This is a genomic window from Nocardia sp. NPDC052112, assembly GCF_040680135.1.
Classification (GTDB): Bacteria; Actinomycetota; Actinomycetes; order Mycobacteriales; family Mycobacteriaceae; genus Nocardia.
Genome location: NZ_JBFAWD010000001.1, coordinates 204,147 through 230,153, shown reverse-complemented (window position 1 = coordinate 230,153; position 26,007 = coordinate 204,147). Strand labels below are relative to the sequence as shown.

Genomic DNA, 26,007 nt, shown 5'->3' with positions numbered 1-26,007 from the left:
GCGGACCCACCTTTGATAGCGCTCGGTAAACGCAGGACATGCCCTTCTTGTTCCCGCGACCGACCACCGTTTTGGGCTGCGGTGTTTCGATCTGGGCCGCCAGACAATAGCGGACGCCACGGCAAAAGTCGCAATCAAAACACAGACGATTCGAAACTGAGGGGTAATCGACACCAACCGTGAGCTCGCCGAGACCTTACGCACTTATTTTTACCCACCCCGCCCGACTCCGCCGACCTGCCATCCCCCAGTCCCGGAAACACTTTCGTAGAGTGTGCAGGTGGTTTCACTCATCACCGAAGGCAGTTCAACGGATCGAACGGGTCAACCCTTCCTCCGGCGACGCAACCAGCCATGGTTGATCCTGGTCGGCGTCCTACTCCTGATCTGCACCGTGGTGTGGATCAAGGCCCTGACCACCGAGGACAGCAGCGGAACCGCGATGGCGTGCAATTCGCCGAGCCCGGCCACCGACGCCAAATCGCCCCAGCCGGCCCCGCTGGGTCAGCGGGTCGGCCAGTCGCGGCTGACCGATGTCGAACCGGCGCCACTGGCCTCGTCCAAGGTCCGCGTGCTCAACGCGAACAACAAGAGCGGTCAGGCCTCCCACATCGCCTCGGCGCTCGGTGATCTCGGCTTCGCGAGCGCACCTGGGCAGCAGTTCGGTAACGATACGGTCTATGTCAACGGCGACCTGAACTGCACCGGCCAGATCCGCTTCGGCGTGAACGGCCGACCGGCCGCCGCCTCGGTTCAGCTGGTCGCACCGTGCGCCGAGCTGATCGAGGATCAGCGCAACGACGACACCGTGGAATTGGTGCTCGGTTCGGTATTCGGCGAATCGCTGCGGCCGAGCCCGGACGCCGAGGAAGTGCTGAAGTCGCTGAAGAATCCGGCACCGGGCGGATCCCCGTCCATCGACCCCAAACTGCTGTCCGCGGCGCGCACCGCACGCTGCTGATCTCCCCGAAAACCGACCTTCATCGCCCCGGTGTGCCGCTTCGGCAGACCGGGGCGATCCGTTATTCAGGCGTCCGGGATCGCGTCGGTCGCACCGACGCGTTCGAGCAGCTCGATCAGTTCGTTCGCGACGCCCGGTGCGGCGGCGACGACCAACTCACCCGCCACACCTGGGCTGATCGCCGCGGGCAGGCGCAGCTGCGCACCCGCCTCCGCGGCGATCAAGGCGCCCGCCGCCCAGTCCCACGCGTTGAGTCCATGTTCGTAGTACGCATCGATCCGGCCCTCGGCTACAAAACACAGATCCAGCGCCGCCGCACCGAGGCGGCGGATATCGCGGATCTCCGGCAGGATCTGCGCGACCAGCTCCGCCTGCCTGGCCCTGCGGTGCTTGCCGTATGCGAATCCGGTGGCCACCAAGGCCATCGACGCCGATCGCACCGGGGTGCAACGCAAATGTTCCACGGTGCCGTCACCGGTCACCTTTGTGGCTCCCATCCGCAGTGCGGCGCTGTAGGTCGCCGCCCGCGCGACATCGACCACCGCACCGGCGATGGGTTGTCCGTCACGCACCGCGGCGACCGAAATCGCGTAGCCCGGAATGCCGTACAGGAAGTTCACGGTGCCGTCGATCGGGTCGACCACCCAGTGCACGGCGTCGCGGTCACCTCCGGCCAGGCTGCCGCCGCCACCCTCCTCACCGAGGATCGGATCGCCGGGGCGCACCTCGGCGAGCAGGCGCCGGATCAGATCCTCGGACTCGGTATCGACGATGGTCACCGGATCGGTGGGGTGGCCCTTGGTGTGCACGGCCCCATCGCGCGCGCCCTCCGGACCGAATACCTCGGGGCGGCGCGAGCGCACGTGCGCCGCCGCGGTTTCGGCGAGTTGGACCGCGATCCGACGCAATTCGGCAACATCCTCGGATGGCGTCGCGGTCGGGCGGGCGGTAACTGGCGCTGTGGTCTCCGGCATGCCCCCATGCCATCACACATCCTCGGCGAACGGGAACCGATGCCCGCCCATTACTCTTGTCGTGCACGACACAACGCCGTCGTCGGGCACATCACCGTATGCTCCGCGACCAGCCGGTGGTGAGCTCCTGTGCGGCGGCGCGTTCATGACATCGGCCAGTACAGGGAGCGAGGGAACGGCATGTCCGCTCGGGGGCACGCATTCGGCATCGATATCGGTGGCAGCGGCGTCAAGGGCGCCGCGGTGGATCTAGCCACCGGAGCGTTGGTCCATGAGCGGATCAAGATTCTGACACCGCATCCCTCCACACCGCGTGCGGTCGCCGATGCGGTCACCGAACTGGTCGCCAAGGCCGGTTGGGATGGCCCGGTCGGGATCACGCTGCCCTCGGTCGTACTGGAGGGTGTCGCGCAGACGGCCGCCAATATCGATAAGGCATGGATCGGCACCGACGCGCGCGCACTGTTCTCCGAGGCGCTCGACGGCCGCACCGTCACCGTGCTCAACGATGCCGACGCGGCCGGTCTGGCCGAGGATCGCTACGGCGCGGCAAAGGAATTCGAAGGTATGGTGCTGCTGCTGACCTTCGGCACCGGCATCGGCTCGGCACTGCTGTTCCACGGCACGCTGGTGCCGAATACCGAACTCGGCCATCTCGAAATCGGCGGCATGGAGACCGAACACCGCGCCGCCGCATCGATCAAGGATCGCGACGGCCTGACCTACGAGCAGTGGGCCGCCCAGGTCAGCATTGTGCTCGCCGGGCTGGAGAATTTGTTCTGGCCGAAGGTCTTCGTCGCAGGTGGCGGCATCAGCCGGGATGCCGAGCAATGGATTCCATTGCTCACCAACCGAACGCCGGTGATTCCCGCTCGGCTGGAGAACACCGCGGGCATCGTCGGGGCGGCCATGGCGATCGATGCCGGCATCGCACCGTAGACGCGCGGAGGGTGCGGCATTAGCCGTTGCCGGGATCGTGCCGTAGGTACCCTGGTTCGATCGTTACAATGGAACGTACTCCGGCCGCGAGCCGGAAACCCCAGACCCGGCGCTCCGCCGGTGAAACCCGACAGACCGCTCCGCCGGAAAACCACTCTGGCGTGACGCCGCACGAGACCGTCACGAAAGGGCGTACGTGGTAGCCACGACCCGTCAGACCGCCGAATCGGCCGATGCCGACTCCGCAGATGTAACCGAAGCACGGCCGGTCCGCAAGGCTGCCGCGAAGAAGGCTCCGGCCAAGAAGGCCGCCGCCAAGAAGGCTCCGGCCAAGAAGGCCGCCGCCGCGAAGGCGACGAAGGGCCCGGCCAAGAAGGCCGGACCGAAGAAGGCCGGTCCAGAGGGCGAGCCCGGCGACGAGAACCTCGAGTCCGAGGATCTCGATCTCGAGGATCTCGGCGATCTCGAGGTCTCCGAGGACGATCTCGCCGACGAGGCCGAGGAACTGGTCGAGGACGTCGCCGAGGAGGTCGAGGAGGGCGAGGCCGACGAACCGTCCGCCGCGGACAAGGCCTCCGGCGACTTCGTGTGGGATGAGGAGGAATCCGAGGCGCTGCGCCAGGCCCGCAAGGATGCCGAACTCACCGCATCGGCCGACTCGGTCCGTGCCTACCTCAAGCAGATCGGCAAGGTCGCACTGCTCAACGCCGAGGAGGAGGTCGAACTCGCCAAGCGGATCGAGGCCGGCCTCTACGCGGCGGAGAAGGTGCGCGAATTCGCCGAGCAGGGCGAGAAGCTGCCGGTCGCGATGCGCCGCGACTACACCTGGATCGTGCGCGACGGCAACCGCGCCAAGAACCATCTGCTGGAAGCCAACCTGCGTCTGGTGGTCTCGCTGGCCAAGCGCTACACCGGCCGCGGTATGGCATTCCTGGACCTGATCCAGGAGGGCAACCTGGGTCTGATCCGGGCGGTGGAGAAGTTCGACTACACCAAGGGCTACAAGTTCTCCACGTACGCCACCTGGTGGATCCGGCAGGCAATCACCCGCGCCATGGCCGACCAGGCCCGCACCATCCGCATCCCGGTGCATATGGTCGAGGTGATCAACAAGCTCGGTCGCATCCAGCGCGAGTTGCTCCAGGATCTGGGCCGCGAGCCCACCCCGGAGGAACTGGCCAAGGAAATGGACATCACGCCGGAGAAGGTCCTCGAGATCCAGCAGTACGCGCGTGAGCCCATCTCGCTGGACCAGACCATCGGCGATGAGGGCGACAGCCAGCTCGGCGACTTCATCGAGGACTCCGAGGCCGTCGTCGCGGTGGACGCGGTGAGCTTCACGCTGCTGCAGGATCAGCTGCAGTCGGTGCTGGAGACGCTGTCGGAGCGCGAGGCGGGCGTGGTCCGGCTGCGCTTCGGCCTGACCGACGGCCAGCCGCGCACCCTCGATGAGATCGGCCAGGTGTACGGGGTCACCCGTGAGCGCATCCGGCAGATCGAGTCGAAGACCATGAGCAAGCTGCGCCACCCGAGCCGCTCGCAGGTCCTGCGCGACTATCTCGACTGAGTTCGTTCTGCTCGCTTTCCGAAGCGCCCGCGCCCGACAGCGCGGGCGCTTCTTTGTATGCGACCGCCCTTCTCGTCGTCCCATCGGCCGGCAACTCTGCCCGCATTCGATCCGCCTGCGCTCCCGCTACTGCCGAATTCGACTGCACCCATTGGGGTTGTCCATTGTCTTGAACCGAATCGCTTCTGCGACAGACTCTTTCGGCACACATTCGCGCAATCGATCAGCCACAGTGCGGCAACCGGAACAGCGTCCGATCCGCTAACCAATTCAGGTTTCAATCAAACCTAAAAGTGACTGAAACCACTTGTGCGAAACCAGATTTCGACCCCCATCCCGTCCACGGCTGTCGTATCGTCTGACCCGCTGTTGTTTCAATCGCCGAATGTTCCAGTATCGGCAGTGGGGGTGTTGCGTGCTCGACATCTATCATTTCAGTTACGGTCTACTGACTCCGCTGCTGGCCTACACCATGTCGGTCACCGGATGCCTGCTCGGATTGCAGTGCGCCGCCCGCGCCCGCACCGGCAAGGACCGGATCGGCTGGCTGCTCGGCGCGGCGGTCGCCATCGGGGGAACCGGCATCTGGGTCATGCATTTCATTGCGATGCTCGGCTTTTCGATCCGCGGCTCCCAGATACGGTTCGACATTCCACTCACCCTGCTCAGCGCGATCACCGCGATCGCCATGGTCGGCATCGGGCTTTTCATCGTCGTCAAACCCGAACCGTCGCTGCTCGGCCTGCTGGGCGGGGGTGCGATCACCGGAATCGGCGTAGGGGCCATGCACTACATGGGCATGTACGCGATGAAGTCGAATGCGATGATCACCTACGATCCCCGCCGCGTCGTGCTGTCACTGGTCATCGCGGTGGTCGCGGCGACGGTTGCGCTCTGGTTCACGTTGCGGGTCAAGGGATTTTTCGCCACCGTCGGCGCCGCGCTGATCATGGGCGTGGCGGTCTGCGGTATGCACTACACCGGGATGTCGGCGATGCACGCGCACTCCGGAGATACCCACACCCCCGAAGGGGCCGGTGCTATGGATCTGATCGCCCCGCTGATCGTGGTGGCCAGTGTGGTCACCATGCTCCTGCTCATCAGCGTCAGCCTGACCGAGATCGACCGCAATATCGAACTGCCGCCGCTGCGCATCGCACCGCGCGCCAAACTCGATCCGCTACCGCCACTGCCACCGGTGGAGTCGGAGATAATGCCGTCCACGACCGCGTACTGGCCGACACGGACCGAGGTACCGCGCCCATGAGCACATCGAAATCGCCTGTGCGACGAGCTCACCGAGCGATGCGCACTCAGTCCCTGGTCGGCCAGTAGCCCGTCGCCCGCGGTCCGCGCGGACCGTCGTAGGCCGGATCTTCGACATCGGTGATGCCGATATGCAGTAGCAGCATCATGGTCACCATGCCGATGCCGACCGTCAGCGGCGTCAACAGTTGGGCCGCGCCCGCACCCGCGGGCGGGTGCATATGGTGGCCGTTCTGCACATGCATCGCGAGCATGCCGGTGTAGTGCATGCCGCAGACCGCAACGCCCATCACCGATGCCGCGCCGATGGTGGCGAGGGTGCCGCGGATATGCAGCGCGAACCACAACGCCGCCGTCGCGGCGATCACCGCGATCACCATGGACAGCAAGACGATTCGTCCGTCGTATTCGATGACCGCATCGGATTTCATCGCGTACATGCCGGAGTAATGCATAGCGCCGACGCCGACACCGGTGATCGCACCGCCGATGTACAAACCCACCGGCCCCAATCCCGGTAGCTGCGCGACCCGCAGCCCGATCCACACCACCGCCATCGCGATCACCGCGCTCAGCAGGGTGATCGGCACGTCATAACGGATCGACGCGCCATGGATCGAAAAGCCCAGCATGGCAATGAAATGCATAACCCAGATACCGGTGCCCCCGATCGCGACGGCCGCGGCGACGAGCCATCCGGCGTGGCCGCTACCGGCTCGCGCCCGAACCACACACCGCAGTCCCAGCAATGATCCGGTGAATGACATCAGATAGGCGAGTACCGGCGTGAGCAACCCGTGGCTGAAGTGGTTGATTTCCAGCACGCGAACTCCCTCGTTGGGCGGCCGTCGGCCGTCACAGCGACAGCACGAGCCCGCCCGCTTGTACAGAACCAGCAGGTAGGCGATTTACAGTACTACCATCCGCTAAATTTGTCATGGGATGAATCCGATCAGCGAGACGACACCCGCTACCGGGCGGCGATCGCCCGTTCTGCACGCATACCGAACGGTCTACTGTTGTCGAATCTCGTCGGCAGCCGCCCCTGGCAATCGATCAGCACCGATACCTATGGGGCACAATGGATCTCGTGGAATCGTCGGTCGACAACGTGCGCTCGCACGTTTGCAAGAACAGCCCGGCGATTTCGGCATGCATGCCGAGTCTCGTTGCGGCCCAGCGCCGCCGAGCAGGATCAGGTGCGGTCGCCGAGCAGCCTTGACCGAGCACCGGCATCCAACACCCGAGGCCGTCGAGTGAGTGGATATCGGAAATTCGGACATGCGGTTGCGACCGGTATCAATGCGACCGAGCAGCCACTCATCCCCGGCCGATGCGGCGATCCGGGATCGCCGACCGTCGCATTTGCCGCCGACTCCCGTCAGCCGATCTCTTGGTCGTACGACCAACTCTGTGGAGGCGGCGGTACCCGGGCGTGAATCGACCGTTCAGCGGAACGACCAGGTCAGGTGAGCCACGACACAGACCTGGCGGGTCTGCGGACAGAAGCGCGCGGAACCGGCAGACTTGTGCATTGTGGTTGCCCCCACTTTGCGCCGAATCCACTCCCCTTGGACGCAGACCGTCGATCTCGGTGACGAGTTGCGCGCGGTCTGGTCGTGGGCGCGTCGGCCCCACTTGCTGCGCCGACTGCTGCCCGAACTGCGCCAGCACCTGTCCGGCGCACCGGCCAGCACCGCCTATGCGTTCACCTTGTTCGTCACCTGGTGGACACTGCGCGGCGTCGGCGATTCGGTGGAGCGCAGGCTGATCTTCTCGGCCTCCACCAACCTCTACAACATGCAGCACAACCCGATCCAGGTCCTGGTGGCGTCGGCGTTCTGGACCCAGGGGCAATTTCCCTGGGTCACCATCGCGGAGATCCTGGTGGTCATGGGCTTCGCCGAACGCTGGCTCGGTACCAGTCGCTGGATTCTGCTGTTCGCGACCGGACATATCGGCGCGACGCTGCTCACCGTCACCGCGATCGACCATGCCATCGACCACCACGTCATCCCGGTGCGCGTGCAGTACGCGGCCGATGTCGGCACCAGCTACGGATTCACCGCGGTGCTGGCGGCCATGGCCTTCCACTTCCGCGGTGTGGTCCGCGCATTGTGGGCGGGTGTCATCGTCGCGGTCCTCGGCTCGGCGCTATTGATCGGACCGACCTTCACCGACTACGGGCATATGTGCGCGGCCCTGATCGGTTTGGCGGTCGGGCTCGTCGCATCGACGCTGTGGCGGCGCATCGAGCACCTACGCGCCGAACGCGAGGCGACCTCCGCCGCGCCGAGACCGGCGACGAATCCGCTTGCGACGCACCCGATTCCCATGGCCGCTGACCACACTGGCCCGAGTTTCCTTGCGGCGCAGCCGCTATCCGGTAGTGACGGCGGGTCTGAAACGGCGCTGCACCATGCCGATGATCGGTTCGACGACGCGAGCAGCGATCGGGCCGAGCACCGCCATCAGTAGTACATAGGCCGAGGCGAGGGCCGCGAGTTGGCCGTCCACCGCACCCATGCCCACCGCCAAACCCGCGATGACGATGGAGAACTCACCGTGCGCGACCAGGGCTGCGCCCGCTCGCGCCCGGCCCATCCGGCGGATGCTCTGTCGACTCGCCGCCCACCAGCCGGTCGCGACCTTGGTCAGCACGGTCACCACCGCGAGCACGATCGCCCAGCCCAGCACGGGCGGAATGGCACCGGGATCGGTGCTGAGTCCGAAGGCCACGAAGAAGATGGCCGCGAACAGATCCCGGATCGGTTCCAGCAGTTTGGTCGCCTCGTGCGCGGTCGAACCGGAGATCGCGATGCCGAGCAGGAACGCGCCGACCGCCGCCGAAACATTCAGCGCCGATGCCAATCCGGCGACCAGCAGTGCCGCGCCCAGCAACTTCAACAGGAATACCTCGCGGTCGGCACTGTCCACGATCGCCGAGACGTACCGACCGTACCGCAGCGCGACGACCAGAACGATGGTGACGGTAGCCAGGGCGAGACCGAGTACGGTCAACCCGCTCAGGAAGCTCGTACCGGCCAGGACCGCAGTGAGAATCGGCAGATACATCGCCATCGCGAGATCCTCGAAGACCAGAATCGACAGGATCACCGGGGTTTCCCGGTTACCGAGGCGTCCGAGGTCGTTCAGCACCTTGGCGACAATGCCCGAGGACGAGATGTAGGTGACGCCGGCCATGGTGATGGCGCCGTTCAGGCCCCAGCCGAGCAGCAAGCCGACCACCGCGCCGGGCGTCGCGTTCGCGACGAGGTCGACCAGGCCCCCGGCCCAGGAGCGACGCAATCCGGTCACCAATTCGGCCGCGGTGTACTCGAGGCCGAGCAGCAACAACAGCAGCACCACGCCGATTTCGCCTGCGATATGGCCGAATTCGTTCGCGGCGCCCAGTTCGATGAATCCGCCCTGACCGAAGGCCAACCCACCCAGCAGGTACAGCGGAATCGGGGACATACCGAATCGTGCCGCCACTCTCCCGAGCATGCCGAGGGCGAATAACACCGCCCCGAGCTCGATGAGGGCGAGCGCGGTTTCGTTCACGCTCTCACCCGTGCGTCAGGATCTTCGCGGCCGCGTCCAGACCGTCAGGCGTACCGACGACCACGAGTATGTCATCGGTGGTGAAGGTGAAATCCGGTCCCGGCGAGGGGTGTAGCTGCCCCGCACGCATGACCGCGACGATGGAAGCCTTGGTGCGCGTACGCATTCCGGTTTCGCCGAGGGTGCGGCCCTCGTACGGCGAATCCTCGCCGATGGGTAGCTGACGGGTGGTGATCCCGGGTAGGTCGCGGTGATCCTCGCGTAGCTTCGCGACCAGCTGCGGCGAGCCGAGCAGATTGGCGAGCACCGCGGCCTCGTCGGGAGTCAGCGGCACTTGCGCGGCGCAGGAATCCGGGTCATCGGGTTTGGAGACGATCAGATCGATGCCGCCATCGCGGTGATCGACCACACCGATCCGGCGGCCCGACCGTAGCTGGAAGTCTTTGCGTACCCCGATCCCGGGTAGGGCGGTGACATCGACATTCACACCTCTACCCTAACCGGCAAAAAGGGCTAACCGCCCACCAGGCCCGCGACCGCGCTGACCTTTCGAGCGACCTGCAGGCAATCGCTACGGGCGCGCAAGCACAATCCCGCGATCGCCGACGCCCAACCGGTGGCGCTGTCCGCATGCCGGGACAGGAATCCGTCGACCCGCAGCGGCAGCGGTTCGATCCGGGGCAGCGTCGCGGCGCGCGGGGTCCGAGCACGTGGGTCATCGGATCGACCGGGTCTCATTCCTTCGGTCGACCCGGGGACGCGGGTGCGTGTGCTGTGATGGGTCGATGCGGCAGCAGTGGGAGGCGTTGTCGGTGACCGCGCAGGACGCGCTGGTCACCGCCTTCGCGCTGGTGCTCGGCGTCGCGCTCTATCTGACCGGCCTGTTCGAAATGGCCAGTGATCTGAGTCGCCATCCGTCGCTGCCGGTGCGGTTCGGGGTGCTCGCGCTGATCTGCGTGGCGAGCTTCCTGCGGCGTCGCATGCCGATGTCGGCGCTCGGAATCGGGCTGATCCCGTTCGCTATCGATTTCGTGCTCGGTCCGACGGTGCCGGTCTGGCTCATCTATTCGGATCTGATCTACGCGGGCGTGCTGTATGCCTCGCCCGCGCGCTCACGCTTTCTGGTCGTGGTGTGCGGGATGGTGTCGGCCGCACTGACCGTACTGGCGCTGGCGCTAGGCGACTGGCGGGTCGCGGTGATCACCATCGCCGCGCTGTTCGCATTCGTCGCGACGCCCCTGTGGTGGGCGCTGTCGGTGCGCGGGCACAAGGATATCGCCGAGGCCGAACGCAAACGCGCACAGGCGATGACATTGGTCGCCGAATTGGATCGGCGCGCCGCCATCGCCGACGAACGCAAGACGATGGCACGCGATCTGCACGATGTGATCGCCGGACATCTGTCCGCCATCGCCATCCAGTCCGAGGCGGCGCTGGGGGTGCTGGCCCGGCAGGAAACCGATCCCACCGTTGCCGGGATCGTTTCGTCGATCCGGTCCAATAGCGTCGGCGCGCTGCAGGAGATGCGCACCATGATCGGTTTGCTGCGCCGCGACGACGGCGCCGAGGACGATGCGGCCGCGCCGCGCAAACTGGCCCAGCTGCCGATTCTCGTCGATGCGGCCCGCGCGGCCGGAATCATCGTGCGCGTGCGGGATTCGCTGAACGGGACAGCACTGCCAGGCGCGGTCGATCAGGCCGCCTATCGAATCGTCCAGGAAGCACTGACGAATGCCATGAAACACGCACCGGGACAGGAGGTCGATATCGACGTGCGCACCCAGGCAGCGGATTTGACGATCTCGGTGCGCAATCCCACGGTTCCGGTGCGCAATCGACCGACCGAGGACGCACGCCGCAGCGGTCTGATGAATATGCGGGAGCGGGCCGTGGCGCTCGGTGGCACCTTCACCGCGGGCCCCGGCGCCGACGGGTGGGAAGTCCTTGCCCGGCTGCCGATCTCGACGACGGAGGTGTCATGATCCGGGTACTGATCGCCGACGATCACAGCGCGATCCGGGCCGGACTGCGGATCATTTTGGAGACCGCCGAGGGCATCGAGGTGGTCGGCGAGGCCGCCGACGGCGATATCGCGGTGGCACAGGCCAAGGCGCTGCGCCCGGATGTGGTGCTGATGGATTTACGCATGCCCGGCGTAGACGGTATCACCGCGACCGGCCGCATCACCGACGACGGCCTGGCCAGAGTGCTCATCCTGACGACCTTCGATCTGGACGAGTACGTCTTCCGGACGCTGCGCGCCGGTGCGTCCGGCTTCGTGCTGAAATCCGCGTCGGGACAGGCACTTGTCGATGCGGTACGCGCGGTGGCCGCGGGTGACGGCGTGCTCGCACCCGAGGTGACCGCCGCAGTCATCAATGCGTTCGCCTCCACCGATGGCGAACCGAGCGCGCCCGCACCGCACGGACTCGACGAGCTGACCGAACGCGAACGCGAGGTGCTCGCCTGTCTCGGCGACGGTCTGTCCAATGCGCAGATCGCCGCGCGGCTGTTCATCGGCGAGACGACGGTCAAGACACATGTCTCGCGGGTGCTCACCAAACTCGGTGTGCGGTCCCGGGTTCAGGCCGCCATCGTGGCGCGTGAGGTCAGGGACCGGTAGGTCACACCTTCGGATAGTTCGGGTCGAGCGCGACGAAGGTGCCGTCCGGCCCCGGCTGATACTCGACCACGGCGGTGACCGCGCCGACCGGCAGCGGACCGTACAGATGTGGGAACAGCATCGATTCGGGATCGGTAGGCACGCCCGGTTCCCATTTCACCGGTGCGCCGACGCGGGCCGGATCGATGCGCAGCAGCACCATATCGCGGCGTCCGGCGAACAGTCGATTAGCGGGCAGATGCGCCTGCTGTGGCGTGGAGAGATGGATGAATCCGATCTCCTCGAACGACTCCGGGCGGTACTCGCCGGTTTGCCGCGCGGTCAGCCAGTCGGCGAGCGTGCAAATGTGAACGAGCGTGTGAGTGTCATGGATCACGGGTAATCTCCCGGTAGACAACTGGATAGGCCTGTTCGTGATCGTGGTCGAGTGGAGTTCGATACGTAACCAGTGATGTTCGCCAGTAGCGAAATCCCAGGTCGTGTTACCGAAAACACACTGAATCACTTCCGGGAACAAAGCCCCCGTCCCGAACGTCTGACAGAGTAGTCATACCCCTGCTGGGAAGTAGCGGTAGCGAGCCCGCGGAGTGACCACGGGCCCCACACCAGGTGAACGGACTGTAGTGCCGGGAGCCAGGACGGAGGAGTCATGCCAGGAACCCTGACAAGCACCCCACTGACCGCGGTCGATCGTTGCGACCGCTGCGGTGCTGCCGCACGAGTTCGTGCCGTATTGCCCGCAGGTGGCGAGTTGCTCTTCTGCCAGCACCACGCGAATGAACACATGGATCGCTTGCGTGAGCTCGAAGCCGTGATCGATACGGAATCGGCTCCCGCGCTCTGATCGGTCCTCGCGTCCCGACACAACAGCATCGAACAACAGAACATCGCTGATAGCCGACAGCGGGCGACTTCCAAGTCGCCCGCTGTCGGCTTTTCCACACCGTGCTCTCGCCGCGCCCACTCATGCCGCGCCCGGATCGGCAAGGATGCCGTCCAGCAGTTTCGCGAGACCGAAGGCGAAGGCGCCCTGCGGGTCCGACGGCGCTTGATAGCGTTCGCCTACCGCCGCACCGACTCGCGAGGCGATCGGGAACTCCTCGACCGACATGACCTCGGTCAGCAGCGGACCGTGCTGCTCCCACCACTGCGCGTCGGTCAGCTCCGCCGTACTGCGGATTCCGGCGATCACCATCCGGGCATTGCCGGTCGCGAATTCCGACAGCACCGCGATCACCCGATCCATAGCCAGATCCGATAACCCGATCCCCTCGATCGCGGCCAGCTGCCGTTCATAGCGGCGCATCCGTCCCGGACCGAGCACCAGCCGCCACGGTGGCACCTCCAGCAGCCACGGATGCGCGATCAGTTCCGCGCGGACCTGCCCGGCGATCGCGGCCATCCGGTCACGCAACGGGAGATCGGCCGGGATGGGCGCGTCCTCCAGTGCGACCGCATCGACCATCAGCACGGCCAAGGCCTCCTTGCTCGGCACATAGGTATACAGGCTCATCGGGCGCAGTCCCAATTCGGCGGCAACCGCACGGATCGATACCTTCTCGTACCCGTCCCGATCGGCGAGGGCGATCGCGGCCGCGATGACCGCATCGACGCTCACCGTCTGCTTCGGGCCACGCGCGCCGGATCGCGGCGGCACGGCATGTCGCCAGAGCAGGCTCATCAGCTGTTTCGCCTGGTCGGTCACATGGTCCTCTCGGAATTAATCCAGTACGCCGTACGTTGTTATAATACTCCGTACACCATACGACGATCTAGGGGACCGCTCTGTCCAGCACACAGGCCACGTACCTGCCCGACCGGCACATGTTCGCGCTCTGGACTTGGACCGGCTCCGCGCCCGGCCGCGCGCCCGATGGCAATCAGGAAACGCTCTCTCTGGCAGTTCCGACGGGTACGGACGGCGCGATCGAGGTCACCGATGTCGATTGCGCACTCGTCGATCCGGACGAACTGGTGAATCTGAACCTCGGTGACGGGGGCTCGTCCTTCCATGCTTGGCGCGCGGTACTGCTGGACGGCGCCGAACCGTGCGATGCGCGGACGTCAGCACACAACACATCTCGTCGGCAAGCCGACCGCGAGGCGGCGACTGATCCGGCGGGCGGCGTATCGCCGCTGCGCACACCGTCGCGGCCCGAGTCGGGACGTGGTGCAGGCGATACGTCGCAGCTGCCGATCGCGGCGCACGCGGTCCCGGATGCCGCCGGGACCGCGATCGTGTCCGCCGAACGTGCGGTGCGGGTGTTGCATGAAACACGTTGTGTCGGAACGGATTTGCGGGCGGAGCTGACAACGGATCTGCGGCCGTACCAGGTGCGAGGCGTGGGGTGGTTGCACGAGACCGTTTCGGCGCACGGCGGGGCGGTATTGGCCGATGAAATGGGGCTCGGAAAGACCGTGCAGACCATCGGGTTTCTGCTCGGGCGGGCTCGGAATCGAGCGCAGCTCGTGGTTTGTCCGACATCATTGGTCGGGAACTGGGCCCATGAGATCTCGCGGTTCGCGCCGGGGCTGCGGGTCGTGGTGTGGCGCGGGGGCGCGATCGCCGACGCGGCGGGGACCGTGGTGGTGACCGGATATCCGATGTTGCGGTTGCACGGCGGTGCGTTGGCCGATCGATCCTGGGCGACCGTCGTTTTCGACGAGGCGCAGGCATTGAAGAATCCGCGCACGCAGGTGTCCGAGGCGGCGCGGGCATTGACGGCGGAGGCGAAGGTCGCACTGACGGGCACACCGGTGGAGAACCATCTCGAGGAGCTGTGGGCACTGCTGAATCTGGTGGCGCCGCGGCTGTTCGGGCACCGTACGCAGTTCCGACGTCGGTTCGTCCGGCCGATCCACGAGGGTTCGGCGGCCGCGGCGGCCCGACTGCGGGATTCGCTCGAACCGGTGCTGTTGGCGCGCAAGAAGGCTCAGGTCGCCGCTTCGCTGCCCGCGAAGATCCACAGTGATCTGCTCTGCGATCTGACCCCCGAACAGGAACAGATCTACGACCAACTACTCGACAAAGCGATCGATGACGGCTTCGGCCATGGCGCGCAACGGCAGAGCCGGGTGCTCGCCGCGCTGACCGCCCTCAAGCAGGTCTGCAACCATCCGGGACTGATCACCGGCGAGCTCGGCGAATTGGCGGGGCGTTCCGGAAAGCTGGACCTGTGTGCCGATATCGTGGCCAATAATCTCGAAACCGGCGCTCCGACACTGATATTCACCCAGTACCGTGCCACCGGCGACCTGCTGGTCCGCCATCTGCACGAGCAGTTCGGCGTGCGGGCACCGTTCTTCCACGGTGCCCTGAATCAGGCCGAGCGAGCGGAGATCGTTTCAGGCTTCCAAGCCGTGGACGGTCCGCCCGTATTGATCCTGAGTCTGCGCGCCGCGGGCACCGGGCTCACCCTGACGCGCGCCGCCGATGTCATCCATTTCGACCGGTGGTGGAATCCGGCCGTGGAGGCGCAGGCTTCCGACCGGGTGCACCGCATCGGCCAGACGCGCACCGTCACCATCACGACCCTGACCTCGGGCACCACCGTCGAGGAGCACATCGCGGGCATGCACGACCGCAAATCCGCGCTCGCGGACCTCAACGATTCGGCGGGCATCGCCGCACTGGCCCGCCTCGACGACGACCAGCTGATCGAAATCCTGCGCCGCAAGAGGGAGAACTGATGGCGAACAACGAATTCGGGTATACGGCATGGGGTATGGACTGGGTCCGGCTCGCCGAGCCCCTGCGCCAGACCCGCCCCGACCCGCTGCTCCCCCGGGCGCGCAGCATTGCCCGCAACACCGGTGTCCAGGCGACCATCGAGGGGCGTATCGTGCGCGCCACCATCCACCGCGGTGGGCAGGCCTCGGTGACCCACCTCGAACTCGCGCCACTGCCCCGCCCGGCTGTCACCGCGATCGCCGAAATCATCCCGGACACAACAGTTCTCACCGATGAGATGCACCGGGCACTCGTCGGCGCCGGCACCAGTCCGGCGCCGAAGCCGGCCGGCACGGACTGCTCATGTTCGGCTCGCACCGCCCGCTGCGTACACGTCCTAGCGGTCTACTACGACATGGCCCGCCGCGTGGACGAGAACCCGCGCCTGACGCTGGAGATCCAGGGCTATTTCCAAGCGGCACCGGAAGATTCGACGGTGCCGGTCGAATCAGCCAGATGGACCCCGATCAACGCACTCGACACCGCGGACTACTTCGGGGTATCCGCAACGGCGGTGCGCTGAAAGAAAGGATCTCCGGCCGAACGACTCACGGTCGCCCGACGTCGAACGCGACCAGGTCGCGACGGCCGGGTAAGCCACAGGTAACCGCTGTCGGGCTGAGTGTGCATTGATCGCACTGATATGGCGACAACCGCCTGATTCACAGCAGGGTACAGGCTCGGTCTCACTCGGGGCGTCGCGCCCGGAAGCGGAAACTACTTGTGCCGGTTTCGATCTCGACATCGGTGAAGCCGACTCGCGTGAGCCGTTCGGCGGCGTGCTCCGGCGGTACCGGTACGCAGGTGTCACCGAGGTGCATCAGCCGGAATATTCGTCCATCGAGGCCGTCGCTGCCCGCGAAGACACCGCCGGGGTGCAGGACACGTAGGGCTTCGGCGAACAGAGCGTCCTGCGCGCCGGCGGTGGGCACGTGGTGCAGCATGGTGAAACACACAACCGAGTCGAATTGCATTGGCGGCAGGGGCATATCGGCACCGTCGCCCTGTATCACCGTCATGGTGGCACCGTGCCGGATGTGTAGCCGATCGACGAGCACGGGATCGATCTCGACACCGGTGAGCGTGCCGGTGCGCTCTCGCAAGGCTCGGATATTCGCACCGTATCCGGGGCCGATCTCGAGTGCGGACGCACCCAGGTCGAGGCCGGACAGCGCCCACGGGACGATCCGCGTCGTACTCGTACGCTCCCAAGCCGCCGACCGGCACAGCAATTTGTGGAAGTAGTTCATCGCCATGTGATTCACGCTAGGGGCGGCCGCTTATGACCACGACAGGCTACGGTGACAAGTTGTGTCGCGAAACGGCCAATCCCTGGTGCCCGGCCAACGCCGGATACCCCGTCAGCCGAACGGCGGATCCGTGGTACTGCCGGCCGCGATCGGCGATACCGCCATGGTCTTCGGGGCGGGCGTCATGTCCGCGGGCCTCTGGTTCGACACCCATGAACACCCGCAACACCAAATCGCCTGGGCGGCAAGGGGTGTCATCGCCGTCGAGATCGGCAACGGGTACTGGGTGCTGCCACCGACCCGCGCCCTGTGGATTCCGGGCGGCACTCGGCACCGGACCGGAACCACCCGGGGTGCGACCATGCGCGGCATCTTTGTGGCGCCCGATCGCTGCCCGGTGTCGTTGACCACTCCGACAATGCTTCGAGTGTCACCCTTGCTGCGCGAACTGTTCGACCATCTCACCGGGCCCGACACCGCGCTCGCACGAGCAACAGACGCCGATCGACTCGAGCCCGTCGACGAGCCTCCGATCAGCGTCCGCCCGCTCACGGACGCCCGAGCCGGCCCGGCCGCCGGGCAGACTCGGAACCCCGCCGACGCCATCGCCGCCGCACGGCGCGAGCGCGCCGAGGCGGTGGTCTTCGACCTGCTCGAGCCGGTCGATGTGATTCCCGTCGGCGCCCGCCGACCGATGGATACTCGAGCGGGACAGGTCGCCGATGCCCTGACCCGCAATCCTGCCGACCCGCGCACCCTCGCCGAATTCGCCGTCGACGCCGCCACCAGTCCCCGCACCCTGGCCCGCCTGTTCCTCGCCGAAACCGGAATCTCCTTCGGCCAGTGGCGAACCCAGATCCGCCTGGCCGCCTCCCTCCCCCTACTGGCCGAAGGCCTGCCGATCGCCCGCATCGCGGGCCGCATCGGCTATGCCACCCCCAGCGCCTACGTCGCCGCCTTCCGCCGCACCGTCGGCGTCTCCCCCGGTCGCTACTTCGCCGGATAACGTCCGCTCACACCGCGCCCGGAACCACTGGTGGACCCGACATCCGCTCACGGCCGCACGCAGCGCCAGAGGTCTCAGACCCGCAACCGAGCGACGAGGCACCCCGGCGGCCACGAGCCGACGCCCATGCCATCCCGATAACCTGGCGCACAACGAAAGTGCGTACCGCGCACAAGTTGCCGCCGATGTGCGGTGCTCACCGGATCTGCGCGGAGATCGCACGTCGGCGTCGACAACGGTCCCACGCTGCGGTCCGAGCGGCGGTGGCATCAGGCGTTAGTACCGCCGTCGACGGTGAAGGTCGCGCCGGTGATGCTGCGGCCGGCGGGGCTCACGAGGAAGGCGACGGTGGCGGCGATGTCGTCGGCGGTGCCGAAGCGACCGAGGGCGGTCAGGTCGATTTGGTGGGCGGCGTGGTCGCCGTCGGCAGGATTCATATCGGTGTCGGTGGAGCCGGGCTGCACCAGGTTGACGGTGATACTGCGCGGACCGAGTTCGCGGGCAAGGGCCTTCGTGAATCCGTTCAGTGCGGATTTGCTCAGGTTGTACAGGGTGATTCCGCCGAATGCGGCGCGTTCGGACAGGTTGCTGCCGATGCTGACGATCCGCCCGCCCTCGGTCATATGCTCGACCGCGGCCTGTGCGCCGATGAACGCGGCCCGCGCGTGGATATTGAGCGCGCGGTCGATCTCCTCGACGGTGAATTCCCCGAACGGCTTCGCCGGGAAGATTCCCGCATTGTTGACCAGCACATCGAGCCTGCCGAGTTCGGCCGCGGCTCGATGCACCGCCGCGACGACCGCGCCCGCGTCGGCGCTGTCGGCTTGGATGGCGATCGCGCGCCGCCCCACCGCTTCGGCCTCGGCGACCACCGATTTCGCCTGCAGTTCGTTGTGCTGGTAGGTGAGCGCCACATCCGCGCCCGCGGCGGCCAGGTGCCGGACGATCGCCGCACCGATCCCCCGGCTCCCCCCGGTCACCAGCGCCACTTTGTCCGTCAGATCCGACATCGCAACTCCTCCAAATTCTGTGTCGATCAGTACATAAATAGCTAAGCGTATGGGCGCCAACGGCGTCAAGGGGTATATTTAACGATCGACACAGAAAGGAAGCGGCCATGGCGGAACGTGGACGCCCACGCGCATTCGACCGTGAGGTCGCGCTGCGTCGCGCCATGGAGGTGTTCTGGGAGCACGGCTACGAAGGCTCGTCGATGAGCGATCTCACCGCGGCGATGGGGATCAACTCACCGAGCCTGTACGCCGCGTTCGGCGGCAAGGAGGATTTGTTCCGCGCGGCTGTCGGCCTGTACGGCGCAACCGAAGGCGGCTATACCGCCCGCGCCTTGCGCGAGGAACCCACCGCCCGCGCCAGCATCGAAGCCATGCTCCGCGACAATGCCACCGCCTATACCGAGCAGGACAAACCGCACGGCTGCATGGTCGTGCTGGCAGGCTCCACCTACACCACCCGCAGTGAAACCATCCGCGACTTCCTGGTCGAAAAGCGCCGCGAGACAACCGAAGACATCCGCAGCCGCCTGGATCGCGGTGTCACGGAAGGTGATCTACCTCCGGACACCGATACCGCGGCCCTCGCCAGCTTCTACGCCACGGTCCTGTACGGCCTGTCGATCCGAGCCCGCGACGGCGCCGCCCACACCGAACTCACCCAATCCATCGACTGTGCCATGGCCGCGTGGCCGACAGCGGCCATCGCGCGCTGACCGCCAGCGGGCATTTCAGCGCCAGCGGCTATTTCCGGCGGCCCAGCGGTTACTTCCGGCGCAGCGCGGCGATGCGCTCACCCAGTTGGTCCGCACTGGCCAGTGCCGTTGGCGGACCGCCGCATTCGCGCCGCAACTCACCGTGGATCACACCGTGCGGCTTGCCGGTGCGATGGTGGTGCATGGCGACCAGGCTGTTCAGCTCGCGACGCAGCTCACCGAGCTTATCGGCGGTCGCGACCCGTTCGGCGGCCGAAGCGACCTGCGGACCCGGATCGGGAGTCGCGGCCTCACCGCGTTCAGCGAGCTGCCTCGACTGACGTTCCCGCAGCAGCGCGCGCATCTGCTCCGCGTCCAGCAGTCCCGGAATTCCCAGATAGTCCGCCTCCTCGGCGCTGCCCGCGAAAGTGGCCGTGCCGAAGGAGGATCCGTCGTAGATGACCTGGTCGAGTTCGGCGTCGGCGGCGAGTGCGACGAAGGGCTTCTCGTCCTCGCCCGGCTCGTCCTTCTGCTTGTTCGCCTCGATCAGCAGCGCGTCCTCGAGGCCGTTCTGCTCCCGGTGCGGCTTGCCGATGACGTGGTCGCGCTGCAGCTCCAGCTGCGCGGCCAGATCGAGCAGCACCGGCACCGACGGCAGGAATACGCTGGCGGTTTCGCCGGGCTTGCGCGCACGCACGAACCGGCCGATGGCCTGGGCGAAGTACAGCGGGGTCGAGGCACTGGTCGCGTAGACGCCGACCGCGAGCCGCGGCACGTCGACACCCTCGGACACCATGCGCACCGCGACCATCCACGGCTGGGTGGTCTTGCTGAATTCGGCGATCCGGTCCGAGGAGGACGGATCATCCGACAGCACCACCGCGGGCCGCTCACCCGAGATGTGCTCCAGCAGTTCTGCGTAATCGCGGGCCCGCTCCTGGTCGGTGGCGATCACCAGACCACCGGCATCAGGCATACCCGTTGCACGCAACTGGCGCAGTCGGGTGTCCGCGGCGACCAGCACCTTCGACATCCAGTCGCCGGCCGGATCCAGTGCGGTCCGCCACGCGCGGGCGGTGTGTTCCGCGCTCAGCGGCTCACCGAGACGCGCCGAATACTCCTCGCCCGCACTGTCGCGCCAGTGCGCCTCACCGGAATACGCCAGGAAGACCACGGGCCGGACCACGCCGTCGGCCAATGCCTCCGCGTAACCGTAGGTATGGTCGGCGCGCGAGCGCGGGAACCCGGCCTCATCGGGTTCGTAGATGACGAACGGAATCTGGCTGTCGTCGCTGCGGAACGGGGTTCCGGTCAGCGCGAGCCGTCGCGTGGCGTCACCGAATGCCTCGGCGGTAGCCTCACCCCACGACTTCGCATCGCCCGCATGGTGGATCTCGTCGAGAATCACCAGCGTTCTGCGTCTTTCGGTGCGGACGCGGTGCCGGGCGGGATGCGAGGCGATCTGGGCGTAGGTGACCACGACGCCGTGATAGTCGCCGGATGTCGCGCCGGTCGCGTTGGAGAAGCGCGAATCCAGCTGAATGCCCACGCGAGCCGCGGATTGGGCCCACTGATGTTTGAGGTGTTCGGTCGGGGCGACCACGGTCACCTGGTCGACGGTGCGGTCGGCCAGCAGTTCGGCCGCGACCCGCAGTGCGAAGGTGGTCTTACCCGCGCCCGGCGTCGCCACCGCGAGGAAGTCCCTCGGCTTGGTGGACAAGTACTTCATCAGGGCCCGGCGCTGCCAGGCACGTAGCGAACCACCTGCGGAACCCGTGGCGCTCGATGTTTGCGAATCGCCCGGTGTTTCCGCTTCTCCCGCCACAGCGGCGCCACCCGACCCAGTCACGAAGACGACCCTAGCTGTCCCCCATGGCGTGTCGCCAAACCGACGCGGCGTGGGCGACGGGCATCACACACCGAACCGTGCGCCACGCCGTGTTCATCTGCTCCCCATCGACTCGATGCCATGGCAAACCGGAACAATCTGCTCGGATGCGCAATGCTGTTAGGCATCATGACCGACGAAAGTGCCCTACCGCGCAACACCCCGGGGACCGGCGACCAGCCGATCCACAGTGGCGGAGGCGGCACGGAACCCACCGCGTCGACCTACGCCCGCACCGCGGCGACGCGGGTTGCACATGCCACGCGACAGGGTGGCAAACTCGTCATGCGGGTGACGGTGAAGTCGTGGAACGATTCGATTTTCACCAAATCCGCGGCCGCGGCGTTCTGGCAGACGATGTCGCTGGCACCGCTGCTGCTCGGCGTGCTGGGCAGCCTCGGTTACGTCGGGGAATGGTTCGGACCCGACACCGTGCAGATCGTCGAGCAGAAGATCATCGCGTTCAGCCGGGACCTGTTCAGCCCGAGTGTGGTGAGCGATCTGATCGAGCCGACCGTCAGGGATGTGCTCGGTCGCGGACGCGCCGCCTTCGTCTCGGTGGGCTTCGTCATGTCGCTGTGGGCCGGATCCTCGGCGATGTCGACCTTTGTTGATTCGATCGTCGAGGCGCACGGACAGCAGGATGCCCGGCATCCGGTGTGGCAGCGCATCTTCGCCTTGCTGCTGTATGTGCTGTTCCTGGTGGTCGCGGTATTCCTGCTGCCGCTCATCGCGCTGGGTCCGACTTTGATCGGACGGGTGCTGCCGGAAGCGTGGCGCGAACCCGGGCTGCGGTTGATCGATTCGTTCTACTACCCGGGTGTCGGCCTGCTGCTGATCATCGGACTCACCACGCTGTACAAGCTGGCACTGCACAGATCGCTGCCGTGGCACCGCTTGTTCGGCGGGGCGCTGGTCGCTGCCGTGTTCTTCATGGCCGCCAGCGAGGGGCTGCGCCGCTACCTCGGCTGGGTCACCAGGACCGGCGTCAGCTATGGCGCGCTCGCGACGCCGATCGCATTCCTGCTGTTCACCTACTTCCTTGGCTTCGCCGTCATTCTCGGCGCGGAATTCAATGCGGCCGTGCAGGAATTCTGGCCCGCCCGCAGCACCCGCATCGACCAGGTGAAGGAATGGTTGTCCAGTCAGTTGAGCGGGGACGACTCCGACACCGACCAGGATGATCCAGGCACAGCCAAGCCCCCGAGCCCACCGCAGGCTCAGGGGCCGATCGAGCGGACAGCCGGCATCGACGCCGACGGCACCCGGACACGACTCAGCGCGCCGGGCGGTTCGTCATCGCGGGCGGGGTCTCAGCCCTTGCGCAAGCCGTCGTAAACCTTCTTGCACTCCGGGCAGACCGGCGAGCCGGGCTTCGGCGAGCGCGTCACCGGGAAGACCTCACCGCACAGCGCGACCACATGGGTACCCATGACGGCGCTCTCGGCGATCTTGTCCTTCTTCACGTAGTGGAAGAACTTCGGGGTGTCGTCGCCCGTCGTCTCGTCGGTGGTCGTATCCGGGCGAACCAGGGTGTCGGTACTCACGGATTCCATGATGCCGCATCCCCGCGAGCTCGGCTGCTCACGGTTGGTGTTCGTGCGGCTGACCAGGCCATGTGCGGTGCGCCCTCGACAGTGGAAGACTCAGGGTATGCAGCAGTACGGCGACACCCCCGACGCCGACGACATCGGCAGCGGTGATCGCCCCGACGTGACGATGCCGACGCCACCCCGCAAGTCCACCGGCTACTTCCCCGGCAATGACGAAAAGCACCCGGTGCTGATCACGGAGGCCGCGCCGTCGCTGGAGGATCAGCACCGCGCCAGGGTTCGCCGCTACACCATCATCATGGCGTTCCGCATTCCCTGCCTGATCCTCGCCGCGGTCGCCTACAGCGTCTTCAGCAACGCCCTGCTCTCGATCCTGATCATCGCCGCGTCGATCCCGCTGCCCTGGATCGCCGTCCTCATCGCCAACGACCGCCCGCCGCGCCGCAAGGACGAACCCAGCCGCTGGGACCGCCCCCGCACCGCCATCGAATCGCGCCCCCACCGCGCTATCGACTCCTGACGCGCTCCGCCCAGCCCGCCCTAGGTCCAGGTCCGGCCAGGAATTGACGCCCACCTCCACCACGCGGGCGTCGACACGACGATTCCGAGCTGGACAAGCGATCACCGGGCGACAGTTGAGGTAAACGTCGCGAGCGCTCCGCCATCAGCGCATTCTCGGCCCTGAGTTCAGGGGTGACGGCGGATGGTGGCGGACATCAGTGCCGCGAAGGCGCAGAGGGCGCCGGCGATGTACCAGGCGAGGTTGTAGGAGCCCTGGATGTCGCGGATGACGCCGGCACCGGTGGCAGCGATAGCTGAGCCGATCTGGTGCGAGGCGAAGACCCAGCCGAACGCGACGGGGCCGTCCACGCCGAAGAGTTCGCGGCAGAGCATGACTGTCGGCGGGACGGTGGCGATCCAGTCGAGGCCGTAGAAGATAATGAACACCCACATGCTCGGCTGCGTGTCCGGCGCGAACAGCGACGGCAGGATCAGCAGCGAAAGCCCGCGCAGCGTGTAGTAGCCGACCAGCAGGTAGCGGGGGTCGGCCCGGTCGGTGAGCCAGCCGGAGCAGATGGTGCCCGCCACATCGAAGATACCGACCAGCGCCAGCAGACCTGCGGCGGTGGTCGGCGGCATGCCGTGATCGTGTGCGGCACTGACGAAATGAGTTCCGACCAGACCGTTGGTCGACGCGCCACAGATCGCGAATCCGCCTGCGAGCAGCCAGAACCCGGGACTGCGCGCGATCGTGACCAAGACCGTCAGCGCGCGGGTCGCACCGCCGCTCGCCGGCACGCGCAGTCCAACTGTGCTGCCCGGTTCGGCACCGTACGCGGAAACACCCGCATCACTGGGGAAGTCACGGATGAACAGCAGGACCAGCGGCACCACCGCCAGCGCGGCACCCGCGACGATCAGCGAGGGCACCCGCCAACCGTGCGCATGCGCCACCGCGGACACCAGCGGCAGGAAGATCAGCTGCCCGGTCGCGCCCGCCGCGGTGAGCACGCCGGTCACCAGACCGCGCTGACGCACGAACCAGCGGCCGGTGATCGTCGCCACGAACGGCATGGACATCGATCCGACACCGACCCCGACCAACAACCCCCACGTCGCTACCAAATGCCAAGGCTGGGTCATGAATACGGTAAGCCCGCTACCCGCCGCGACGAGCACCAGTGCGCACGCCACCACCCGGCGGATACCGAATCGGTCCATCAGCGCCGCCGCGAACGGCGAAATCAGTCCGTACAACAGCAGATTCAGCGAGACCGCGGCCCCGATGGTGCCATGCGACCAGCCGAACTCCTCGTGCAGCGGATCCAGCAGCACACTCGGTACCGACCGGAACGCCGCCGCGCCCAACAGCGCGATGAATCCCACACCGGCGACGATCCAGGCGGGATGCAGCCGCCTCGGCACGGAATCGACAGCTACCGGAGGCGTCTGCAGTTCAGTCACCCGCTGAGCGTGCCGGAATTCCGCCCGTCGAACGAGTGGCCGGAATGCCATAAACCGCCAAGATCGTGCCAATACGGCCGATCCGAAACCGGCTCGACACCATCGCGGGCGACACCTACTGTGTGGCGGGGGCAAGCGACGGGAACTCCCTCTCCATCAGTGATGTGCGACACATCCGCGCCAACCGGGCGCGGGCGCCGCCGAATCACCGGAAGATGCGACAACCGCACACCGGTGGCGGCGCGGGAACTCCCGCAGGAAACAGGAGAAGACATGATTCGGTGGGTCTGGGCCTTCCTCGACCGCCCGACGCAACGTTTCGACCAATGCGCGACATTCTGGTCGACGATCACCGATACCCAACTCTCGCCGCGACGCGGTGTGAACGACGAATTCCTCACGCTCCTACCGGATCCCGCACTCTTCGCCGATGCGGGAGTCAAGATGCAGGCGGTGACCGGACTCGGCCGGGTCCACCTCGATATCGACGTCGACGATGTCACCGCCGCGGTCCGCATCGCACTAGACCTCGACGCCGAACTGGTCGCCAACCACAAGAGTTACGCCGTGCTGCGGTCACCGGGCGGTCAGCTCTTCTGCTTCACCCCCAGCGGCCGTGCGAAGGGCACTCCCGCCCCGGCCGTGCGGACTCCGGACGGCACTCTCACCCGTCTCGACCAGGTCTGCCTCGATATCGGCCCGACCGACCACGCCGCCGAAACTCGTTTCTGGACCACCCTCACCAACTGGGACCTGGCTCAGGGGCGCCTGCCCGAATTCGCCCGGCTGCGCGCGAAAGAGCCGATGCCCGTGCAGCTGCTGCTGCAGCGCCTCGGCGAGGACCGCCCCGCAGGCGCGCACATCGACCTCGCCTCCACCGATATCGATGCCACCGCCGCCTGGCACCAGTCCCTCGGCGCGACCCTGGTCGAGCGCCACGAGCGCTGGATCGTCATGTCCGATCCGGCCGATGCGCCCTACTGCATCACCAGCCGCGATCCGAACGCCGTCTGAGA

27 protein-coding genes are annotated in these 26,007 nt (G+C 66.5%); 15 read left to right on the top strand and 12 right to left on the bottom strand.

The window, feature by feature from the left end; translation table 11 throughout:
* The first annotated feature begins 280 nt into the window (after positions 1 to 280).
* The gene (cei, locus tag AB0L58_RS01035; RefSeq protein ID WP_364378934.1) at positions 281 to 961 is read left to right on the top strand and encodes an envelope integrity protein Cei; all 681 of its coding nucleotides are present in this window, start codon (positions 281 to 283) and stop codon (positions 959 to 961) included.
* A gap of 65 nt (positions 962 to 1,026) precedes the next feature.
* Here cei and AB0L58_RS01030 read toward each other — a convergent pair whose 3' ends face one another.
* Positions 1,027 to 1,935 carry an inositol monophosphatase family protein gene (locus AB0L58_RS01030; protein ID WP_364378931.1) on the bottom strand — a complete coding sequence of 303 codons (909 nt, stop codon included), beginning with the start codon at positions 1,933 to 1,935 and terminating at the stop codon, positions 1,027 to 1,029.
* Positions 1,936 to 2,115: 180 nt separating this feature from the next.
* On the opposite strand from AB0L58_RS01030, the gene ppgK reads away from it, so the two are divergent.
* The 3 genes from ppgK to AB0L58_RS01015 all read left to right on the top strand — a co-directional run bounded on the left by ppgK (position 2,116) and on the right by AB0L58_RS01015 (position 5,708).
* Positions 2,116 to 2,874, top strand: a complete 759-nt coding sequence (gene ppgK, locus AB0L58_RS01025) for a polyphosphate--glucose phosphotransferase (protein WP_364378928.1) — start codon at positions 2,116 to 2,118, stop codon at positions 2,872 to 2,874.
* Between the two features lie 196 nt (positions 2,875 to 3,070).
* The gene (locus AB0L58_RS01020) at positions 3,071 to 4,441 is read left to right on the top strand and encodes an RNA polymerase sigma factor (protein WP_364378925.1); all 1,371 of its coding nucleotides are present in this window, start codon (positions 3,071 to 3,073) and stop codon (positions 4,439 to 4,441) included.
* 415 nt (positions 4,442 to 4,856) lie between these two features.
* Positions 4,857 to 5,708 (top strand): MHYT domain-containing protein, encoded by an 852-nt coding sequence (locus tag AB0L58_RS01015; RefSeq protein ID WP_364378922.1) that lies wholly within the window; start codon positions 4,857 to 4,859, stop codon positions 5,706 to 5,708.
* Between the two features lie 46 nt (positions 5,709 to 5,754).
* Here AB0L58_RS01015 and AB0L58_RS01010 read toward each other — a convergent pair whose 3' ends face one another.
* Positions 5,755 to 6,531: an MHYT domain-containing protein gene (locus AB0L58_RS01010; protein WP_364378919.1), complete on the bottom strand. Its 777-nt coding sequence runs from the start codon at positions 6,529 to 6,531 to the stop codon at positions 5,755 to 5,757.
* A 712-nt stretch (positions 6,532 to 7,243) separates the two neighbouring features.
* Here AB0L58_RS01010 and AB0L58_RS01005 point away from each other — a divergent pair.
* On the top strand, positions 7,244 to 8,185 hold the full coding sequence (locus AB0L58_RS01005) for a rhomboid-like protein (protein ID WP_364378916.1): 942 nt from the start codon (positions 7,244 to 7,246) through the stop codon (positions 8,183 to 8,185).
* On the opposite strand, the gene AB0L58_RS01000 is transcribed toward AB0L58_RS01005, so the two are convergent.
* The 3 genes from AB0L58_RS01000 to AB0L58_RS00990 are packed head-to-tail and all read right to left on the bottom strand — an operon-like array spanning position 8,087 to position 10,009.
* A complete protein-coding gene (locus tag AB0L58_RS01000) occupies positions 8,087 to 9,271 on the bottom strand; it encodes a cation:proton antiporter (protein WP_364378913.1) in 1,185 nt (394 codons plus the stop codon). The genes AB0L58_RS01005 and AB0L58_RS01000 overlap by 99 nt on opposite strands.
* 4 nt (positions 9,272 to 9,275) lie before the next feature.
* A complete protein-coding gene (locus tag AB0L58_RS00995; RefSeq protein WP_364378910.1) occupies positions 9,276 to 9,758 on the bottom strand; it encodes a cation:proton antiporter regulatory subunit in 483 nt (160 codons plus the stop codon).
* Positions 9,759 to 9,784: 26 nt separating this feature from the next.
* A complete protein-coding gene (locus tag AB0L58_RS00990; RefSeq protein WP_364378907.1) occupies positions 9,785 to 10,009 on the bottom strand; it encodes a hypothetical protein in 225 nt (74 codons plus the stop codon).
* Positions 10,010 to 10,056: 47 nt separating this feature from the next.
* Between AB0L58_RS00990 and AB0L58_RS00985 the strand changes: the two genes are divergently transcribed.
* Both AB0L58_RS00985 and AB0L58_RS00980 read left to right on the top strand, forming a co-directional pair.
* Positions 10,057 to 11,253 (top strand): histidine kinase, encoded by a 1,197-nt coding sequence (locus AB0L58_RS00985; RefSeq protein WP_364378903.1) that lies wholly within the window; start codon positions 10,057 to 10,059, stop codon positions 11,251 to 11,253.
* Positions 11,250 to 11,894: a response regulator transcription factor gene (locus AB0L58_RS00980; RefSeq protein WP_364378900.1), complete on the top strand. Its 645-nt coding sequence runs from the start codon at positions 11,250 to 11,252 to the stop codon at positions 11,892 to 11,894. Before AB0L58_RS00985 ends, AB0L58_RS00980 begins: the two co-directional genes overlap by 4 nt.
* Before the next feature lies 1 nt (position 11,895).
* On the opposite strand, the gene AB0L58_RS00975 is transcribed toward AB0L58_RS00980, so the two are convergent.
* A complete protein-coding gene (locus AB0L58_RS00975) occupies positions 11,896 to 12,270 on the bottom strand; it encodes a DUF952 domain-containing protein (RefSeq protein ID WP_364378897.1) in 375 nt (124 codons plus the stop codon).
* A 273-nt stretch (positions 12,271 to 12,543) separates the two neighbouring features.
* On the opposite strand from AB0L58_RS00975, the gene AB0L58_RS00970 reads away from it, so the two are divergent.
* A complete protein-coding gene (locus tag AB0L58_RS00970; RefSeq protein WP_029903635.1) occupies positions 12,544 to 12,738 on the top strand; it encodes a hypothetical protein in 195 nt (64 codons plus the stop codon).
* A 120-nt stretch (positions 12,739 to 12,858) separates the two neighbouring features.
* On the opposite strand, the gene AB0L58_RS00965 is transcribed toward AB0L58_RS00970, so the two are convergent.
* A complete protein-coding gene (locus tag AB0L58_RS00965) occupies positions 12,859 to 13,575 on the bottom strand; it encodes a TetR/AcrR family transcriptional regulator C-terminal domain-containing protein (RefSeq protein ID WP_364380140.1) in 717 nt (238 codons plus the stop codon).
* Positions 13,576 to 13,718: 143 nt separating this feature from the next.
* On the opposite strand from AB0L58_RS00965, the gene AB0L58_RS00960 reads away from it, so the two are divergent.
* Both AB0L58_RS00960 and AB0L58_RS00955 read left to right on the top strand, forming a co-directional pair.
* Complete coding sequence (locus AB0L58_RS00960; protein ID WP_364378894.1) at positions 13,719 to 15,584, top strand: DEAD/DEAH box helicase; 1,866 nt, start codon at positions 13,719 to 13,721, stop codon at positions 15,582 to 15,584.
* Positions 15,584 to 16,147 carry a hypothetical protein gene (locus AB0L58_RS00955; protein WP_364378891.1) on the top strand — a complete coding sequence of 188 codons (564 nt, stop codon included), beginning with the start codon at positions 15,584 to 15,586 and terminating at the stop codon, positions 16,145 to 16,147. The genes AB0L58_RS00960 and AB0L58_RS00955 overlap by 1 nt, the downstream gene beginning before the upstream one ends.
* Positions 16,148 to 16,310: 163 nt before the next feature.
* On the opposite strand, the gene AB0L58_RS00950 is transcribed toward AB0L58_RS00955, so the two are convergent.
* Entirely contained in the window at positions 16,311 to 16,880 is a 570-nt protein-coding gene (locus AB0L58_RS00950) for a class I SAM-dependent methyltransferase (RefSeq protein WP_364378888.1), read from the bottom strand.
* A 55-nt stretch (positions 16,881 to 16,935) separates the two neighbouring features.
* Here AB0L58_RS00950 and AB0L58_RS00945 point away from each other — a divergent pair, with 55 nt between their 5' ends.
* A complete protein-coding gene (locus AB0L58_RS00945) occupies positions 16,936 to 17,880 on the top strand; it encodes a helix-turn-helix transcriptional regulator (protein WP_364378885.1) in 945 nt (314 codons plus the stop codon).
* Positions 17,881 to 18,149: 269 nt separating this feature from the next.
* On the opposite strand, the gene AB0L58_RS00940 is transcribed toward AB0L58_RS00945, so the two are convergent.
* Positions 18,150 to 18,890, bottom strand: coding sequence for an SDR family oxidoreductase (locus AB0L58_RS00940; RefSeq protein WP_364378882.1), 741 nt, complete (start codon positions 18,888 to 18,890; stop codon positions 18,150 to 18,152).
* A 107-nt stretch (positions 18,891 to 18,997) separates the two neighbouring features.
* Between AB0L58_RS00940 and AB0L58_RS00935 the strand changes: the two genes are divergently transcribed.
* The gene (locus tag AB0L58_RS00935; protein ID WP_364378879.1) at positions 18,998 to 19,606 is read left to right on the top strand and encodes a TetR/AcrR family transcriptional regulator; all 609 of its coding nucleotides are present in this window, start codon (positions 18,998 to 19,000) and stop codon (positions 19,604 to 19,606) included.
* A 49-nt stretch (positions 19,607 to 19,655) separates the two neighbouring features.
* Here AB0L58_RS00935 and AB0L58_RS00930 read toward each other — a convergent pair whose 3' ends face one another.
* The gene (locus tag AB0L58_RS00930) at positions 19,656 to 21,314 is read right to left on the bottom strand and encodes a DEAD/DEAH box helicase (protein ID WP_364380137.1); all 1,659 of its coding nucleotides are present in this window, start codon (positions 21,312 to 21,314) and stop codon (positions 19,656 to 19,658) included.
* Between the two features lie 444 nt (positions 21,315 to 21,758).
* Here AB0L58_RS00930 and AB0L58_RS00925 point away from each other — a divergent pair, with 444 nt between their 5' ends.
* A complete protein-coding gene (locus AB0L58_RS00925) occupies positions 21,759 to 22,811 on the top strand; it encodes a YihY/virulence factor BrkB family protein (RefSeq protein WP_364380134.1) in 1,053 nt (350 codons plus the stop codon).
* Here the strand turns inward: AB0L58_RS00925 and AB0L58_RS00920 are convergent.
* The gene (locus AB0L58_RS00920) at positions 22,787 to 23,020 is read right to left on the bottom strand and encodes a DUF3039 domain-containing protein (RefSeq protein ID WP_364378876.1); all 234 of its coding nucleotides are present in this window, start codon (positions 23,018 to 23,020) and stop codon (positions 22,787 to 22,789) included. The genes AB0L58_RS00925 and AB0L58_RS00920 overlap by 25 nt on opposite strands.
* A gap of 172 nt (positions 23,021 to 23,192) precedes the next feature.
* On the opposite strand from AB0L58_RS00920, the gene AB0L58_RS00915 reads away from it, so the two are divergent.
* Entirely contained in the window at positions 23,193 to 23,546 is a 354-nt protein-coding gene (locus AB0L58_RS00915) for a DUF3099 domain-containing protein (protein ID WP_364380131.1), read from the top strand.
* A gap of 167 nt (positions 23,547 to 23,713) precedes the next feature.
* On the opposite strand, the gene AB0L58_RS00910 is transcribed toward AB0L58_RS00915, so the two are convergent.
* On the bottom strand, positions 23,714 to 24,991 hold the full coding sequence (locus tag AB0L58_RS00910; RefSeq protein WP_364378873.1) for an MFS transporter: 1,278 nt from the start codon (positions 24,989 to 24,991) through the stop codon (positions 23,714 to 23,716).
* A 273-nt stretch (positions 24,992 to 25,264) separates the two neighbouring features.
* On the opposite strand from AB0L58_RS00910, the gene AB0L58_RS00905 reads away from it, so the two are divergent.
* A complete protein-coding gene (locus AB0L58_RS00905) occupies positions 25,265 to 26,005 on the top strand; it encodes a VOC family protein (RefSeq protein WP_364378870.1) in 741 nt (246 codons plus the stop codon).
* Positions 26,006 to 26,007: the final 2 nt, after the last annotated feature.